13 protein-coding genes and 2 tRNA genes are annotated in these 16648 nt (G+C 64.0%); 1 reads left to right on the top strand and 14 read right to left on the bottom strand.

Annotated elements, in window-relative coordinates; genetic code table 11:
• Position 1: 1 nt before the first annotated feature.
• The 5 genes from GA0071312_RS00875 to GA0071312_RS00855 form a co-directional block, all read right to left on the bottom strand.
• On the bottom strand, positions 2-763 hold the full coding sequence (locus tag GA0071312_RS00875) for an SDR family NAD(P)-dependent oxidoreductase (protein WP_074443238.1): 762 nt from the start codon (positions 761-763) through the stop codon (positions 2-4).
• A gap of 115 nt (positions 764-878) precedes the next feature.
• Complete coding sequence (locus tag GA0071312_RS00870; protein WP_074443237.1) at positions 879-1499, bottom strand: urease subunit gamma; 621 nt, start codon at positions 1497-1499, stop codon at positions 879-881.
• A gap of 11 nt (positions 1500-1510) precedes the next feature.
• The gene (locus GA0071312_RS00865; RefSeq protein ID WP_083204190.1) at positions 1511-2347 is read right to left on the bottom strand and encodes an urease accessory protein UreD; all 837 of its coding nucleotides are present in this window, start codon (positions 2345-2347) and stop codon (positions 1511-1513) included.
• An 87-nt stretch (positions 2348-2434) separates the two neighbouring features.
• Positions 2435-4177 (bottom strand): cation:proton antiporter, encoded by a 1743-nt coding sequence (locus GA0071312_RS00860; RefSeq protein WP_238947042.1) that lies wholly within the window; start codon positions 4175-4177, stop codon positions 2435-2437.
• Positions 4178-4295: 118 nt separating this feature from the next.
• The gene (locus GA0071312_RS00855) at positions 4296-4658 is read right to left on the bottom strand and encodes a carboxymuconolactone decarboxylase family protein (RefSeq protein WP_238947041.1); all 363 of its coding nucleotides are present in this window, start codon (positions 4656-4658) and stop codon (positions 4296-4298) included.
• Positions 4659-5001: 343 nt separating this feature from the next.
• On the opposite strand from GA0071312_RS00855, the gene argJ reads away from it, so the two are divergent.
• On the top strand, positions 5002-6243 hold the full coding sequence (argJ, locus tag GA0071312_RS00850) for a bifunctional glutamate N-acetyltransferase/amino-acid acetyltransferase ArgJ (protein ID WP_074443234.1): 1242 nt from the start codon (positions 5002-5004) through the stop codon (positions 6241-6243).
• A gap of 83 nt (positions 6244-6326) precedes the next feature.
• Here argJ and serA read toward each other — a convergent pair whose 3' ends face one another.
• From serA to GA0071312_RS00805, 9 genes are all read right to left on the bottom strand, one after another.
• Positions 6327-7919, bottom strand: coding sequence for a phosphoglycerate dehydrogenase (serA, locus tag GA0071312_RS00845; protein ID WP_083204189.1), 1593 nt, complete (start codon positions 7917-7919; stop codon positions 6327-6329).
• A 146-nt stretch (positions 7920-8065) separates the two neighbouring features.
• Positions 8066-9244 carry a phosphoserine transaminase gene (locus GA0071312_RS00840; protein ID WP_074443232.1) on the bottom strand — a complete coding sequence of 393 codons (1179 nt, stop codon included), beginning with the start codon at positions 9242-9244 and terminating at the stop codon, positions 8066-8068.
• 178 nt (positions 9245-9422) lie between these two features.
• On the bottom strand, positions 9423-10253 hold the full coding sequence (locus GA0071312_RS00835; RefSeq protein ID WP_074443231.1) for an outer membrane protein: 831 nt from the start codon (positions 10251-10253) through the stop codon (positions 9423-9425).
• Positions 10254-10363: 110 nt separating this feature from the next.
• Entirely contained in the window at positions 10364-11098 is a 735-nt protein-coding gene (locus GA0071312_RS00830; RefSeq protein WP_083204185.1) for an outer membrane protein, read from the bottom strand.
• Between the two features lie 214 nt (positions 11099-11312).
• Positions 11313-12206 (bottom strand): outer membrane protein, encoded by an 894-nt coding sequence (locus GA0071312_RS00825; protein ID WP_165603928.1) that lies wholly within the window; start codon positions 12204-12206, stop codon positions 11313-11315.
• A 199-nt stretch (positions 12207-12405) separates the two neighbouring features.
• A complete protein-coding gene (gene glmM / locus GA0071312_RS00820) occupies positions 12406-13746 on the bottom strand; it encodes a phosphoglucosamine mutase (protein ID WP_074444080.1) in 1341 nt (446 codons plus the stop codon).
• 243 nt (positions 13747-13989) lie between these two features.
• The gene (gene ftsH / locus GA0071312_RS00815; RefSeq protein ID WP_074444079.1) at positions 13990-15927 is read right to left on the bottom strand and encodes an ATP-dependent zinc metalloprotease FtsH; all 1938 of its coding nucleotides are present in this window, start codon (positions 15925-15927) and stop codon (positions 13990-13992) included.
• A gap of 250 nt (positions 15928-16177) precedes the next feature.
• A tRNA-Gly gene (locus tag GA0071312_RS00810) sits at positions 16178-16251 on the bottom strand.
• 131 nt (positions 16252-16382) lie between these two features.
• Positions 16383-16468 (bottom strand) — tRNA-Tyr (locus GA0071312_RS00805).
• Positions 16469-16648: the final 180 nt, after the last annotated feature.

Genomic DNA, 16648 nt, shown 5'->3' with positions numbered 1-16648 from the left:
GTCACAGGCCCGAACACAGATGCCCGCCATCAACGGGGAGGTAGGTCCCCGTCATCCAGGGCGAGGCATCGGTGGCGAGCAGAAGAAAGGCGGCGTCGAGATCCTCGGGCTTGCCCAGGCGACGCATCGGAATGCGCTTGATCATCGCCTCGCCCGGTGGCGTGGCGAAGAATGCGGCGTTGATCTCGGTCTCGATATAGCCGGGTGCCAGCGCGTTGACGCGGATGCCGAACCGCGCCCATTCCAGGGCGAGCGCATGGGTTGCCTGTTTCACGGCGGCTTTCGAGATCGCATAGGGGGTCACCCCGCCGGCAACGCGCTGGCCGAGGATCGAGGCGATGTTGACGATGTTGCCCGGCTGCCTTGCATCGCGCCAGCGCCGCCCGGCCTCCTGCGCCATGGCGAAGACGCCGCGGACATTGGTCGCCATCACCGCATCGAAATCGGCGAGCGGCGTGTCGATCGCCATGGAGGAGAGCGCGATGCCGGCATTGTTGACGAGCGTGTCGAGAGGCGCGTCGAGCGCGTCGAAGCAGGCTTTCACGGAGGCTTCGTCGGTGACGTCGAGGGAGACGGCGCGCGCCGATGCCGCACCGGCGGATGCCAGTTCGGCGACGAGGCTGTCGAGCTTCTCCTTGCGCCGCGCGCCCACCGTCACACGGGCGCCGTGGCGGGCGCAGAGCATGGCGAAATGCGCGCCGAGTCCGGATGAGGCTCCCGTGATCAGGATATGCTTGCCCGCAAGCCGCGCGCCCAGATCCATGCCGTCCTCCCCAGCCGTTCACCCGTTGATCGTCGCGGCAGAGTTGACGCCCGATGCCCCTTGGTCAAGGGCGCAAGGCGACGAGGCGGCTTTGGCATTGGCGCCGGTCGAGGAATCACAGATCGCCCATCACCTCCTGGCGGAAGCCGTAGATCTTGCGATCGCCCGCGACCGGGATCAGCGTCACCTTGCGGGTCTGGCCCGGCTCGAAACGCACGGCGGAGCCGGCGGGGATGTCGAGGCGCATGCCGCGTGCTTTCTCGCGCGCGAAGGAGAGGCCGGGATTGGTCTCGTAGAAATGGTAATGCGAGCCGACCTGGATCGGTCGGTCACCGGTATTGGAGACGCTGAGCATCACCGTCTCGCGCCCGGCATTGAGTTCGATATCACCCTCCGGCGTGGTCACCGCGCCGGGCTGGAGTGCGCCGCTCGCGCCCCGGATCGGGTCGTGCACGGTGACGAGCTTTGTGCCGTCGGGGAAGGTCGCCTCGACCTGCACGTCGTGGATCATCCCGGCGATGCCGTCCATGACCTGATCGGCGCTGATCACATGTGCGCCCGCCTCCATCAGATCGGCCACCGAGCGCCCGTCGCGCGCGCCCTCGACCACGTAATCCGTGATCAGCGCGATCGCTTCCGGATAGTTCAGCTTCACCCCCCGCTCCAGCCGCCGACGCGCTACCATGGCGGCCATCGAGACGAGGAGCTTGTCCTTCTCGCGCGGTGACAATTGCATCGATCTTCTCCTCAGATCATCCAGCTGCGCGGCATTATCTGCCCGCGCATGGCTTCGACGAAACGGATCAGCGCCCCGCGCAGGGCCTGCGCGTCATGGCTGAGAAAACGGGCCACGAGAAAACCGTCGAGCGCGCTCACACCGCAGGGGCAGGGTGCCTCCGCGAGGCAGGCGCGGGCCTCCTCCAGCCGGGCCTCGGCATCGGGGGTGACGATCAGGCAGCTGGCGAAGGCATGCGCACCGCCGGCCACCGCGCCGCGGGTGAGCGTCTGCGTGATCGGATCTTCCAGCCGCACCTCCTCGGCGAAGATCAGCCGGCCCGCCCGCCGTACCCGCCAGGAATCGCGAAACCGCCCGGCCTTGACGCTCTCGCCCATGGCGGTGCGTCCGAAGATCGTCGATTCGAGCAGGATCAGCCGCGCATCTGCGGCCATGGCAACCTCGAAACGCCGGCGCAGACGCGCCTCGTCGAAGAGGATCTGCTCCTGCGGCAGCCAGGCGAGGCCGGCCCCGGGGGCGAGATCGAGGGAGACGGTGATTTCGGTATCGTCGTGATCGCTGCGATAGATCTTTTCGGCGGCCTGTGTGGTCAGTGTCGCCTCGGCGCCGTCAGCGAGCGTGACGCCTATGCCGAGCCGGTCGCCGCCGGTCATGCCGCCGCCGGTATTGATGAACACACCCTCGCAGATGCGCCCGCGCGGGAAGCGAACCCGGTAGCCACCGCTCTCGGCGATGCGCATCGGCGTCCCGCCCCGGCGCGGATCGGCGCCGATCGCGAGGCGTACGCCGCCATTGGCGCGAATCATGCGCGGCAGGCGCGGGGAGGAGGGTGGACGGGTCATCAGCATCGGGCTTGAGCATTGCGCTACGTCACCCTCCCGGCAACTGCGTTTTGCCGGCAGGGCTGCTCAAAATACAGGCGCGATGCCCGTCGATCAGGCAGGGACCTCAGGTGCCTTCACCTCATCGCCCTTGATATTACCACCCTGCCGAACCTCCTCGCGGCAGAATCCGACGATCTCGCCGGCCCGCACGGCGGCATCGGCGAAGGGGTCGAGCACGAGATCGGCACCGGCTTTCTCGAGCATGGCCTTGTCTTCGGGGCCGTGCCCGCGGATCGCGACCTTGCCGCTGAACCCGGCCTTGCGCGCCTCTTCCATCAGGATCAGCCGCGCATCCTCATGCGTCACCGAGGGGCCGATATGCGGCGTGGCGATGATCAGCCAGCGTGCCCGCGTCAGCGGCAGGCCGATGACGAATTCCGGGTCGGCGGCATCGCCATAGAGGCCGGGCAGACCATTCCTGCGCCATGCGGCAACGGCTTCCGGGTCGAAATCCACGCCCAGCACCTTTGCCCCCGCATCATGCATGACGCGCGACAATTGCGTGCCGTAGCGCCCCAGCCCAAAAAGGATGATGTCGTATGATGCGCTCTTGCTGCTTTCGCTGTGATCCTCGCGATGCGGGTTCGCGCGCTCGAACATGCCGATCCACGGCTCGATCCAGCCATAGATCGTCTGGGAATAAAGGATCATGTAGGTGGAGAGCGTGATGGTCACGAGGCCGACCAGGGTGACGAGCCCGACCGCCGCATCGAAGACATGGCCGAGCGTCACGCCCATGGCCATGAAGATCAGCGAGAATTCACTGATCTGCGCCACGGTCACGCCGGCCAGAACCCCGGTGCGCTTGCGGTAGCCCATATAGCCCATGATCGCCATCACGATCAGCGGGTTGCCGATCAGCACGAAGAGCGAGAGCGCCACCGCCGCCGGAAGCTGGTCGCCGAGCGCATTCAGGCTCAGTCCCATGCCGAGATTGATGAAGAAGAAGAGCAGGAGGAAATCGCGCATGCTCGACAGCCGTGAGGCAATCGCTTCGCGATAGGAGGTGGTGGCCAGCGAGACACCGGCGAGCAGCCCGCCGAGTTCCTTGCCGAGGCCGATCCAGTCGCAGATCGCGGCAAACAGGACGGCCCAGGCGATGGCGAAGGTGACGAGCAGTTCCGGCATGCGTGCGATCCGGCTCATCAGCGGCTCGGCGATGTAGCGGATGAACAGGGCGACCGCGCCCACCAGCAGCAGGCCGGCGCCGAGAACGCCGCCGATGCCGAGCCCCGCCTGCGATCCGCCCACCCCGACCCCGATGGTCGAGAGCGTGATCATGGCCAGCACCACGACAATGTCCTGCACGATCAGGAAGCCGATGGCGATGCGCCCGTGCAGCGAATCGACCTCGCGCTTGTCACTGAGCAGCTTCACGATGATGATCGTCGAGGAGAAGGTCAGCGCCACGCCGATATAGATGCTGGTGATGACATCGAGCCCCAGCATCAGGCAGATCAGGAAACCGAACACGGCGGTGAAGGTCACCTGGCCCAGCCCCGTCGCCACGGAGACGGCGCCGAGCTTGCGCACGATATGCACGTCGAGCTTGAGCCCGACGAGGAAGAGCAGGGCCGCGATGCCGATCTCGGCCAGAAGATCGACGGCCTCTGCTTCCGTTACGAGATTGAGCACATCCGGGCCGACGATGATGCCGGTGGCGATGAAGGCGACGACCAGGGGTTGCTTCAGGAGCAGGCCGATGAGCCCCAGGGCGGAGGCCAGGGCCAGAACCATCGCAAATTCATAAAATGCATGCGCCTCGCCCATCACGATCCCTCGAAACAATGCCATCGGGAAGACGTGTCGCCTTTGCAGGGCGCAGGGTCAAGCCGGAGAAAGCCGGATATCGCCGCGTGATCGCGCATGTTGCGCGTCCCGTGATCACCGGAAGCGCGTTTCCAGCCGGATTTCAGCCGGCGAGCTGGTCCCAGCATTCGAGCGCCTTGCCGGCATACATGACCGAAGGGCCGCCGCCCATCTGGATCGCCATGGCGAGCACATCGGCGAGTTCCTCGCGGCTCGCACCGGCCTTCATCAGGGCATCGACGTGAAAGGCGATGCAGGCCTCGCAACGTACGGCGACCGAAATCCCCAAAGCCACGAATTCCTTTTCCTTCACTCCGAGCGTACCGCCCTCCTTCACCGCCGTCGACAGCGCCCCGAAGCCCTTCATGGTGTCGGGGATGGCCCGGTTGAGATTGCGCGAACGGTCGCGGGTTTGCTTGATATAGGCGGGATAATCCATCGGGCGGGCTCCATTGGCTGCTTGCATGTGATCGTTGTCTCATGAATGCAGGGTCGAGCCGGATCGCGCCCTGATCTGGATCAAGGCAGGCGCGCCCAGAGGTCCGTGGATCGGTGCACTGCGATGATTCCGGCTGATGAGGTCATCCCGATCTCGATGCCGTCGTGATGGGAGGGAAGGCGGCCTTTCATGAAGGCCGCGACGATACTCTCCTCTCCCCGGTCTCTACACCGCAGGGGGATGGAAACGCGTATGCGCGTGCGATTTCGTCAAATCGCACTAGGCAGGTGGGGCCGTGCATGCGATGAGGCGCGTATGCGGGCCGCCCGGTCCGCGCGATGACCACAGCTTACAGATCCGGATCAAGGCCATGTCCGACAAGGTTTCTCCCCTCGCACCGCAATCCTACCCCCTGATGGAGAGCGTTCCCGGTGTCGTTCTCGCGACGGCTGAGGCCGGGATCAAGTATCGCGGGCGTACGGATGTGCTCTTTGTCGGCTTGTGTGAAGGTACGCAGGCGGCAGGCGTGTTCACGCGCTCGAAATGCCCCTCGGCGCCGGTGGAATGGTGCCGTGCCAATCTCGGGCGCGGCGGGGCCCGGGCGCTCGTGGTGAATTCCGGCAATGCCAATGCCTTTACGGGGGTCAAGGGCGCCGCCGCCGTGGCGCAGACCGCCGATATCGCGGCCCGCGCCGCCGGCTGCGAACCGCATGACGTGTTCATCGCCTCCACCGGAGTCATCGGCGAGCCGCTCGCAGCCGACAAGTTCGAGGGCGTGCTCCAGGATTGCGCCGCCCGCGCCGTGCCAGATGCCTGGGATGCGGCGGCGCGTGCCATCATGACGACCGACACCTTCCCGAAATACGCCACCCGCAAGGTGATGATCGGCGATTGCGAGGTGGCCCTCAACGGCATCGCCAAGGGCTCGGGCATGATCGCTCCGGACATGGCGACGATGCTGGCCTTCGTCTTCACGGATGCGCCGATCGCGCAGGAAGCGCTCCAGGCACTGATCGCCAACGGCGCCGATCGCTCCTTCAACTGCGTCACGGTCGATGGCGACACCTCCACCTCCGACACGCTGATGCTGTTTGCCACCGGCGAGGCGGCGAAACGCGGCGCGCCGATGATCTCGGATGCAGCTGATCCCCAACTCGCAGCCTTCCGGCAGGCGCTGGAGGATCTTCTGGTCGAGCTGGCGCAATGGGTTGTCCGCGACGGGGAGGGCGCCTCAAAATTCGTCACCATCGATGTCGCAGGTGCCATCAGCGACGATTCGGCCCGCAGGATCGCCATGGCGATCGCCAATTCGCCTCTGGTCAAGACGGCGATCGCGGGTGAGGACGCCAATTGGGGCCGCATCGTCATGGCTGTCGGCAAGGCGGGCGAACCGGCGGACAGGGATCGTCTGGCGATCCATTTCGGTGATATCCGCGTCGCCACCGATGGCGAGCGCGACCCGGCCTATATCGAGGAGAAGGTTGCGGCGGTGATGCGCGAGCAGGATATCGGCATCCGTGTCGATATCGGCCTCGGTGAGGGCCGCGCCCGGGTCTGGACCTGCGATCTGACCAAGGAATACATCGCCATCAACGCTGATTATCGCTCCTGAGGCGCGGCCCGCACAGGATCGCGAAATGCAAAAAGCCCGGTCGCGGGACCGGGCTTTCGTTTGCGCCGATGGGCTGAGGCGCCTCAGAAATTCACCGCGCGGGCGCGCTTGACCTGCGGCAGGGCCTCGATCTTGTCGAGCACATCCTTGCCCGCCGGCTGGTCGATGGCGACGAAGCAGATCGCGTCCCCTCCCGGCGCGTCGCGACCGAGACTGAACGTGGCGATGTTCACGCCCGAATCGCCCAGCAGCGAGCCGAAGGAGCCGATGAAGCCCGGCTGGTCGGCATTGCGCACATAGAGCATGTGCGGGGCGAATTCCGCATCGACGTCGATGCCCCGGATCTCGACCACGCGCGGCTTGCCGTCATGGAAGACCGTGCCGCCGGCATGCCGTGGCATGTCCTTCGCATCGATGGTGATGCGGATGAAGCTGTCGTAATCGCTCTGCTCGTTGTCACGCTTCAATTCCTCGACCATGATGCCGCGTTCGCGCGCCACCAGCGGCGCGGAGACCATGTTGATCTCGGGCAGGAACGGACGCAGCGCCCCGGTCACGGCGGCGGAGGTGAGCGCCTTGGTGTTCATGGCGGCGACATCGCCCTCATATTCGATCCGGATGCCCCTGATCTCGGCTTCGGTGAGCTGGCCGAGGAAGGAGCCGAGCTTCTCGGCAAGCGCCACGAAGGGGCGCAGGCGCGGGGCTTCGTCGGCGGTGATCGAGGGGAAGTTGATGGCGTTCTCGATGGCGCCGGAGATCAGGTAGTTCGACATCTGCTCAGCCACCTGCAATGCGACATTCTCCTGCGCTTCCGCCGTCGCCGCACCCAGATGCGGGGTGCAGACCACATTGGGATGGCCGAAGAGCGGGTTCTCCTTTGCCGGCTCCTCCACGAAGACATCGAAGGCGGCACCGGCGACGTGGCCGGAATCGAGGGCGGCGCGCAGGGCCACCTCGTCCACCAGACCGCCGCGGGCGCAGTTGATGATGCGCACGCCCGGCTTCGTCTTCGCGATCGCATCGCCGGAGAGGATGTTGCGGGTCTTGTCGGTCAGCGGCGTGTGCAGCGTGATGAAATCGGCACGTGTCAGCAATTCGTCGAGCTCGACCTTCTCAACATTGAGCTCGCGCGCCCGGTCCGCGCTCAGGAACGGATCATAGGCCACGACATGCATGTGCAGGCCGTTGGCACGGTTGGCCACGATCGCGCCGATATTGCCGCAGCCGATCAGGCCGAGCGTCTTGGCGGTGATCTCGGTACCCATGAAGCGGTTCTTCTCCCACTTGCCGGCCTGGGTGGAGGCGTCGGCCTGCGGGATCTGGCGGGCGAGCGCGAACATCATGGCGATGGCGTGCTCGGCAGTGGTGATGGAATTGCCGAAGGGCGTGTTCATCACGATCACGCCGCGCGCGGTCGCTGCCGGGAGATCGACATTGTCGACGCCGATCCCGGCGCGCCCAACCACCTTCAGCCGGCTGGCGTTTTCGAGAATCTTCGGCGTGACCTTGGTGGCAGAGCGAATGGCGAGACCGTCGTAATCGCCGATGATGGCGGCGAGCTTGTCCTTGTCCTTGCCCAGATCGGGCTGGAAATCCACCTCGATGCCGCGCTGTTTGAAGATCTCCACGGCGGCGGGAGAGAGGGCGTCGGAAATGAGAACGCGAGGCTTGCTCATGAGCGTTGTCCTTGTGATGCGGCGCATCGGTGATGCGCGGAAATTCGGAGATGTCGGGCGTTTGCGCCGTGTCACCCCACCCTTAATCCCTCCCCTAAGGGGAGGGGTAGCGGCGGGGTGTCGCGCGAAGCGCAAAACGTAAAAACTCACGCAGCCTGTGCGAGCTTCGCCTTTTCCAGCGCGAAGGCCCAGTCGAGCCAGGGTGTGAGCGCTTCGAGATCGCTCGTCTCCACCGTGGCGCCGCACCAGATACGCAGGCCCGCCGGCGCATCGCGATAGGCGCCGATATCGAAGGCCATGCCCTCGGATTCGAGCGTGGAGACGATACCCTTGGCGACCTTCGTCACGGCTTCCTCGCCGGCGGCAAGCACGTCCGGATCGGCGATGGTGAGGCAGACGCTGGTATTGGAGGCGGTGGCGGGGTCGCGGGCGAGATTGGCGACCCACGGGGTCTTCGCCACCCAGTCATGGATCACCCGGGCATTGGCATCGGCGCGCGCCACGAGGGCATCGAGACCGCCGAGCGACCTGGCCCATTCCAGCGCATCGAGATAATCCTCGACGGCGAGCATGGAGGGCGTGTTGATGGTCTCGCCCTTGAAGATGCCCTCATTCAGCTTGCCGCCCTTGGTCAGGCGGAAAATCTTGGGCAGCGGGCGGTCCGGCGTGTAGCTCTCCAGCCGCGCAACGGCGCGGGGCGACAGGATCAGCATGCCGTGCGCGGCTTCCCCACCGAGCACCTTCTGCCAGGAGAAGGTGACGACATCGAGCTTGTCCCAGTCGAGCTTCTGCGCAAACGCCGCCGAGGTCGCGTCACAGATGGTGATGGCATCACGATCTGCCGCGATCCAGTCGGCATTCGGCACGCGCACGCCCGATGTGGTGCCGTTCCAGGTGAAGACCACGTCGCGGTTCTTCGTATCGAGCTTCGCCAGATCCGGCAGATCGCCGTAATCGGCCTTGATCACCTGCGCGTCGTCCAGCTTGAGCTGCTTGATCGCATCCGTCACCCAGCCTTCGCCGAAGCTCTCCCAGGCGACCATGTCGACGCCGCGGGCGCCGAGCATGGTCCACATGGCCATTTCGACGGCGCCGGTATCGGAAGCGGGGACGATACCGATGCGGTAATCATCGGGAACCTGCAAAACCTCGCGGGTCAGCGCGATCGCCTCGGCGAGCTTCGCCTTGCCGATCCTGGCGCGATGCGAGCGCCCGAGGGCGGCATCGGAAAGGGCTGCGGGGGTCCATCCGGGGCGCTTGGCGCAGGGGCCGGATGAAAAGAAAGGCGCGCGCACGGGCGCAGCCGGCTTGGTCTGATTGGTCATTGTGACTCCATCCTCTCAGATGGGCGCCTCCCGTTGGGGGGAGGTGTCCCGCCAACGGGTATGACGGCGTTGCCAGCTTGCGTCAACAGCCTCGCGCTGGGGAAGGGTGGCAAGCGATACGGCGCGCCGGGGTTGCGACGCGCCGCGAAGGCAATACCAATAAGGCTTTGCGGCAATTTCAGAATTTCACGGCGGCGCCGGCGCGGAAATTGTGCAGGTTGACGTTTGCACCGTTCAGATCGGGGAAATGCAGATACTGCCATTCACCACGAAGGAACAGATTCTCCGTAACGGAGACGTCGACACCGGCACCGCCGGCAAGGCCGATGCCGGTTCGACGCTTGCGGCGGGTCTCGGTTTCGTCGAGATCGCCGATGACGACGCCCGTTGCAACAATGGTCTCTTCCGTATCGACAGTGGCGCTGCTAAAAGTTGTGTAGTTTGCCAATGCAAGGCCACCGGTTACGAATGGCAGAAAGCTCCCCATCGTATATCCCGCGCGGCCGCGCAAGGTCATGAGATCGCGAACCTCGACGGAGACTTCGCCGTTTGTGCGTGCAATGTATCGAATACCGTTGCTCTCCGTGCTGCGTCCCATGGCATCACGACCGGAGGTCGAGAGCTTGACGCGGGAATAGTCGGCCTCGAATCCGAGGACAGCTTCGTCAATCTGATAGTTGAAACCCGCAAACAGCCCGAAATTGCCGGAATTCATCGCTCCTGTACGAGGGGCAAGCCATTGATCAACACCCAGCAAGTTATTGATCGTCGTATTGCGTAGGATAAAGCCGACAGAATCGCTCAATGAGCCACTGAACAACGCGTTGCCCGTCGTCGCGCCGGCGGTGCCGCCGAAATACGCGCCTTCCCACGCAACGACCGGCTTCATCGCCGGGCCGCCATATTGTGTGCCGCGCAGCGGGCCGAAGACATCGGCGGCCATGGCCGGTGCCGCCGGGGCGATGAGTGCGGCGAGGAGTGCCGTCGAGATGTAGTATCTGGCCCGCATCGTCTTTCCTCTTTGAAGGCGCCACGTCGAATACGCGGTGTCATGCTGATTTCTGACTTGATACTGGTCTGTTAACCTTAACATCCACTTACCAGCATCTGAAAATTGCATTAATCTCCGAAGTGCCATCTCAGGCCGACGCGGAACTCATGCGATTCGAGGCTGCGCAGCGAGACGCCGCCGAATCCCGACGTGATGCCGGTATTGGCATGACGCAGGTTCAGATAGCGGTAACCGAGATCAAGGCTCGTATTGGCCCCGGTATCGACCGCGACCCCAGCCATCAGCGCCCAGGCGAAATCATTGCGGTTGCGGTTCTTCAAGCTTGCGACCGTGGTGCCGCCGGAGGTGATTTGGTACTGGTTCAGGCGCTTGGCCGAGAAGCCGAGGCCAGCGCCGATATACGGCGTGAAAGCATGCCAGGTGCCGAGATCGAGATAGGCATTGGCCAGCATCGTCGTGGCCGATATCTGGCCCTGATGATGCCAGTCTGCCGTGCCGCGGCGAGTCTGCCCGCGATAGCGGGCATCGAAGCGGTGATCGATGGTGAGATCGGCCCGCAGCCAGGAGTTGAACTGGTAGCCGGCACCGGCCCCGAGGCTCATGCCTGTTCCCATACGCCGATTGGTATGTTCGCGCGTGCCCGGCGCATCGTTGCTGACGGCAGAGCCCAGCCCGGTCGAACCGATCCCCACATCGCCGCGCAGATACCAGCCGGCGCCGAGCGGGCGGTCGCTGATGAGCGGTTGGTCGAGATCGGGAAGTGGCGGCAGATCAGCTGCCTGTGCGGTATTGGCGGCGAAACCGACCATGATGGCCGCCGCGATCGGCATTACCCTCGACATGACGAAGTCCTCGGCTGTGACAACGAATCGATTCGCGCAGGTCACGCGATTTCTGATGTCGACTATCGCCGGCGATCGTTAAGTGATGATTAAGCTTAACGGAAAATTGCATTTTTCAATTGTGCACCGGAAAACGAAAAACGGCGCCCTGAGGCGCCGTTTGCAAAATGCGGATGGTGATCATGATCATGCGGTTCTCCAAGATCACCGCCGATCAATGTTTGCGAATAACCGGCTCATCCCAATGAGCCGGCTGGGCCTGCGGCGCATCGAGCATCCAGCGCAGGCCGACACGGATGTCGTGCGCGTGCAGGTTGTTGAACACCCAGGGTGTCTGTGACGTGCCGCCGCCATTCTGGTCGCGCGCCGGGCCCCCGGTCTCGCCCTTGCCCATGTTCAGGTAGCGATAACCGACATCCATCTTCATGGTGTCGCTGAACTGATAGGCAAAGCCGGTATGCAACGCCCAAGCGAAATTCGTGCGCGCTCCGGCGGGGGCCGTTGCAACGGTGGGATTCCCCGGTGTGAGGTTCACATCCCGGAAATCGCCGACGCGCACCCGTGCAAAACCGATACCGGCTCCGACATAAGGTGTCAGCCCGCCCCAGGTTCCAAGGTCGAGATACGCATTGGCGAGGCCGACCCATTCGGTCTTGGAGGCGTCGAAATAGTTCACGCCATCGGCAGCCCTGGTGCCATCCGGACGAAGGATCTGCTCGGTGGCACTGTAGCGTGAGCGCGTACGGTATTCACCGGTCACATCCGCACGAAACCAGTTGTTCACCTGGTAACCGACACCGACGCCGATCGTTGCCGCCGGATTGAAGGATTGCTTGATAAAGTCGATCTTGTTGCCGTCATTGATCACACGCGCATCCAGATCCTCGTTGGTGAGATCTTTCAGATGTTGCTGCGTCACCCCGACATCGCCGCGCAGATACCAGCCACCGCCGATGGCGACGGGCGGGGGTGGCGGCTCATAGACCGGAGGAGGCGCCGGAAGATCGGCGGCAAGGGTCGCTGATCCGCCGGCAAGCAGGGTCGCTCCGGCGAGCGCGATCCCGGCAAGGGCGGTTCCGGCAAAGGCTGAAAGCCGAACTTCACGCATGACAGACTGTCCTCTTCGAGCATCGAACGCAGGCAGCACGAAGCAGCGCGCGTTGGTAAGACTTCCCGAAGAATGAACGCGATTTGTTAAATACGACTTAAAGTTAAATCTTAGGCCTAATAATCTTTTCTTGACGACCGACCGGCCCGTGTTATTCCGAGACATGCATGGGTATAACATTCTGAAGTTGTAAACTTTTTCAGGCCGCGACCCGGCTGATCACCCCGACGATATCATCGACCACACGCGTGACGAGATCGGCGTCGTCGCCTTCCCCCATCACCCGAATCACCGGCTCCGTGCCGGAGGCGCGGATGACCAGACGGCCATTGCCATCCAGGCTCTTGCGCCCGGCCTCGATCGCATTGTTGACGCGCGCGTCACCGAGCGGATCGCCGCCCGCATAGCGCACGTTCTTGAGGACCTGCGGCAGGGGATCGAAAGAGTGGCAGGCCTCGGATACCGGCTTCTCGCTGCGCTTGACCACGCTCAGCAATTGCAATGCGGCGACGAGGCCGTCGCCCGTCGTCGCATAATCCGACATGATGATGTGCCCGGATTGCTCGCCGCCGAGATTGTAGCCATGCGCCCGCATGTGTTCGAGCACATAGCGATCACCGACGGCGGTGCGGATCGTCTCGAGGCCCAGCCCCGCGAGATAGCGCTCAAGCCCGAGATTGGACATCACGGTCGCCACGATACCGGGTTTCGACAGCCGCTCGTCCTCCCGCCAGCTGCGCGCGATCGCCGCCATCAGCTGGTCGCCATCAACCAGATGGCCTTTTTCGTCGACGATGATCACCCGGTCGGCATCCCCGTCGAGGGCGATGCCGATATCGGCGCGCAATTCGCGCACCTTGGCCTGGAGCGCTTCGGGCGCAGTCGAGCCGACTTCGCGGTTGATATTCATGCCGTCCGGTTCGACACCGATGGCGAAGACCTCCGCGCCGAGCTCCCAGAGCGCATCCGGCGCAACCTTGTAGGCAGCGCCGTTGGCGCAATCGAGCACGATGCGCAGCCCGTCCAGATCGAGTCCGCGCGGCAGGGTGCGCTTGGCGAATTCGACATAGCGTGCCTGTACACCCTCGACGCGCCGCGCCCGCCCGAGTTGCGAGGCCGTGGCGAGGCGCTTGGCAAGATCGGCATTGATGAATTTCTCGATGCGCTTCTCGGTCGTATCGGAGAGCTTGAAACCGTCGGGACCGAACAGCTTGATGCCGTTATCCTCGAAGGGATTGTGCGAAGCCGAGATCATCACGCCGAGATCGGCACGCATGGACCGCGTCAGCATGGCCACGGCCGGGGTCGGCATCGGGCCGAGCAGCAGCGTATCCATGCCGACCGAGGTGAAACCGGCCACGAGGGCGTTCTCGATCATGTAGCCGGAAAGACGCGTATCCTTGCCGATGACCACACGATGGCGGTAGTCGCCGCGATTGAAAACAAGTCCCGCAGCCTGGCCGACGCGCATGGCGAGTTCGGGCGTGATGGTGCTGTTTGCCCGTCCGCGAATACCGTCCGTTCCGAAATACTGGCGCAAGGTCACATACCCCCGATTGATCAAAGCCGGTTTCCGTCCGCTCGTTGCAGCTACCCCGCACCTCGGGGAGCGTCAAGTTGCACGGGCGGTGACGATGTCCGTGGTCGTTCACATTGTCTGTTGAAATATTACGCGCAAAGAACTGACCGAGCGTAAATGACAATGCCCGCCGATGGCGGGCATTGTCGCAAGGCGGTCTCTCGTGGAAGCACAATGTGTCCTGCTTCCGAAATCTGTCCTGCCTCAGGTCGGCTGCGGCTCGATGCCCGGATCGCCGGTATCGGGCTCGCCGCGTGGACGCGGCTTCTTTTTGCCACCAGCGCTGGGCACGATCGAGCCACGTGCCGGGAGCGGCGTTTCGGGAACCTCACGCACCGGGCGCTTGCCCTCACGCAGGCCGATCAGCTCCTCACCGCTGAGCGTTTCGAATTCGAGCAGCGCTTCCGCGATGGTGACGAACTCGTCGTAATGCTCGGTGAGAACCTTCTTGGCATCGTGATAGCCCGTATCGACGAGACGGCGCACCTCCGCGTCGATCTTGCGCGCGGTCTCCTCGGAGGTGGTGTTCTGCTTGCCCATCGACATGCCGACGAAGGGCTCATCCTGCCCGGAGCCGTAATCGACGAGGCCGAGCTCGTCGGAATAGCCCATCTGGGTAACCATTGCCTTGGCGATCTTCGTCGCCTGCTGGATGTCGCCGGTGGCGCCGGAGGTGATGTTGTCCTTGCCGAAGATCAGCTCCTCGGCCACGCGACCGCCCATGGCGACTGCGAGCTGGGAGGTGTATTCCTTGTATTTCATGGAATACCGATCGCCCTCGGGCAGGAACTTCACCATGCCGAGCGCACGTCCGCGCGGAATGATCGTCGCCTTGTGGACGGGGATGCCGGCAGGAACATAGAGCCCGACGATGGCGTGCCCGGCCTCGTGATAGGCGGTCAGCTTCTTCTCTTCCTCGGACATGGCCATGGATTTGCGCTCGGCGCCCATCATCACCTTGTCCTTGGCATCCTCGAATTCCAGCTGCGTGACGATGCGCTTCGAGCGGCGCGCGGCCAGCAGGGCGGCTTCGTTGACCAGATTCATCAGATCCGCACCCGAGAAGCCCGGCGTGCCGCGCGCGATGACGCGCACATCGACATCGGGAGCCAGCGGCACCTTGCGCATGTGGACGCGCAGGATCTTCTCGCGGCCCGTGACGTCGGGATTGGGCACGACGATCTGGCGATCGAAACGACCCGGACGCAGCAGCGCGGGATCGAGCACGTCGGGGCGGTTGGTGGCGGCGATGATGATCACGCCCTCATTGGCCTCGAAGCCGTCCATCTCGACCAGCAGCTGGTTGAGGGTCTGCTCGCGCTCATCATTACCGCCGCCGAGGCCGGCGCCGCGATGGCGACCGACGGCGTCGATCTCGTCGATGAAGATGATGCAGGGCGCGTTCTTCTTGGCCTGCTCGAACATGTCACGCACGCGGCTGGCACCCACGCCGACGAACATCTCGACGAAATCGGAGCCGGAAATCGTGAAGAACGGCACATTTGCCTCACCGGCCACGGCGCGCGCGGTGAGTGTCTTGCCCGTGCCGGGCGGGCCGACGAGCAGCACGCCGCGCGGGATGCGACCGCCCAGCCGCTGGAATTTCTGGGGATCGCGCAGGAATTCGACGATCTCCTGCAGGTCCTCCTTGGCCTCGTCGATGCCGGCGACATCCTCGAAGGTGACGCGACCATGGGCTTCGGTCAGAAGCTTGGCCTTGGATTTGCCGAATCCCATGGCGCGCCCGGCGCCACCCTGCATCTGGCGCGACAGGAAGATCCACGCGGCGATGAAGATCAGGATCGGGAGCCAGTTGAGGAAAAGCGCGACGAACCAGGGCGTGTTGTCCTGCGGCGGGCGTGCATTGATCTGCACGCCGCGCTCCTGCAGTGTCTGCACGAGATTGGGGTCGTTGGGCGCAAAGGTCTGGAACGCCGCCCCATCCTGATAGCGGCCGGTGATTTCGTCACCGGCAATGACGACGCTGGACACGCGTCCCGACTCCGCGTCGGTCAGGAGCTGGCTATAGGCGATTTCCTGTCCCTGCTGACCCTGATTGGGGCTCTGGAAGAGCGTCACCAGGGCGAGCACAAGAAGGAAGATGACCACCCAGAGGGCGAAGTTTCTGAAATTCGGGTTCATCTCGATCCGTTCGTCGCCGATGTGCATGTCCGGCAGGGCGCCCCGCGCGCGCACCACCAATGGTCCGCCGTAACTTAGGCACGCTTGGGCGGATTGCCAAGTGACAGGCAAGGGAATGAACCGGAATTGCGGCGGGGCTGCGGCAACATGCCCGAAACCGGGGCCTCCGCTGAGCGATCTCGCGGTCCGGCGGAACCGGTCCCGAGATGGCCATCTGCAGCGCATGGCAGCATTTCGCGCCGCAGGGCGATGGAGCGGGTGAGGGGAATCGAACCCCCGTCTTCAGCTTGGAAGGCTGTTGCTCTACCATTGAGCTACACCCGCCCGGGTGTGAGGATCGCAACCCTTGCCGCAGCCAGAATCGCTCGCAGCGCAGACGCACAACCCTCGATGACCTGCCTCCTGATCGGCTTATGCCAAATTTCGTCAAAGATCAATTTTTTCGGAGCATGAAATGGTGGGGGAAGTAGGACTCGAACCTACGAAGGCTTACGCCAGCTGATTTACAGTCAGCCCCCTTTGCCGCTCGGGACATTCCCCCGCCGCGCGATGCCGCCGGGGCAGCGCGTCGGTGTGCCGTCTTATGAAAAGGGTGGCGCGCGGTGTCAACCCGCCGCTGTCCGGTTCATGAAAAAATTCGCGTTGGCGGCTTCATGGTGGCTGGCCGGTGAGGCCGTGCGACAGTCCGGGCCCGTCAGCCCCAGACGGGATGGCGGGACTG

The sequence above is a fragment of the Saliniramus fredricksonii genome (genome assembly GCF_900094735.1).
GTDB classification, from domain to species: Bacteria; Pseudomonadota; Alphaproteobacteria; order Rhizobiales; family Beijerinckiaceae; genus Saliniramus; species Saliniramus fredricksonii.
Note: the sequence above shows the minus strand (reverse complement) of the source record. Positions and strands in the feature narration are given on the sequence as shown.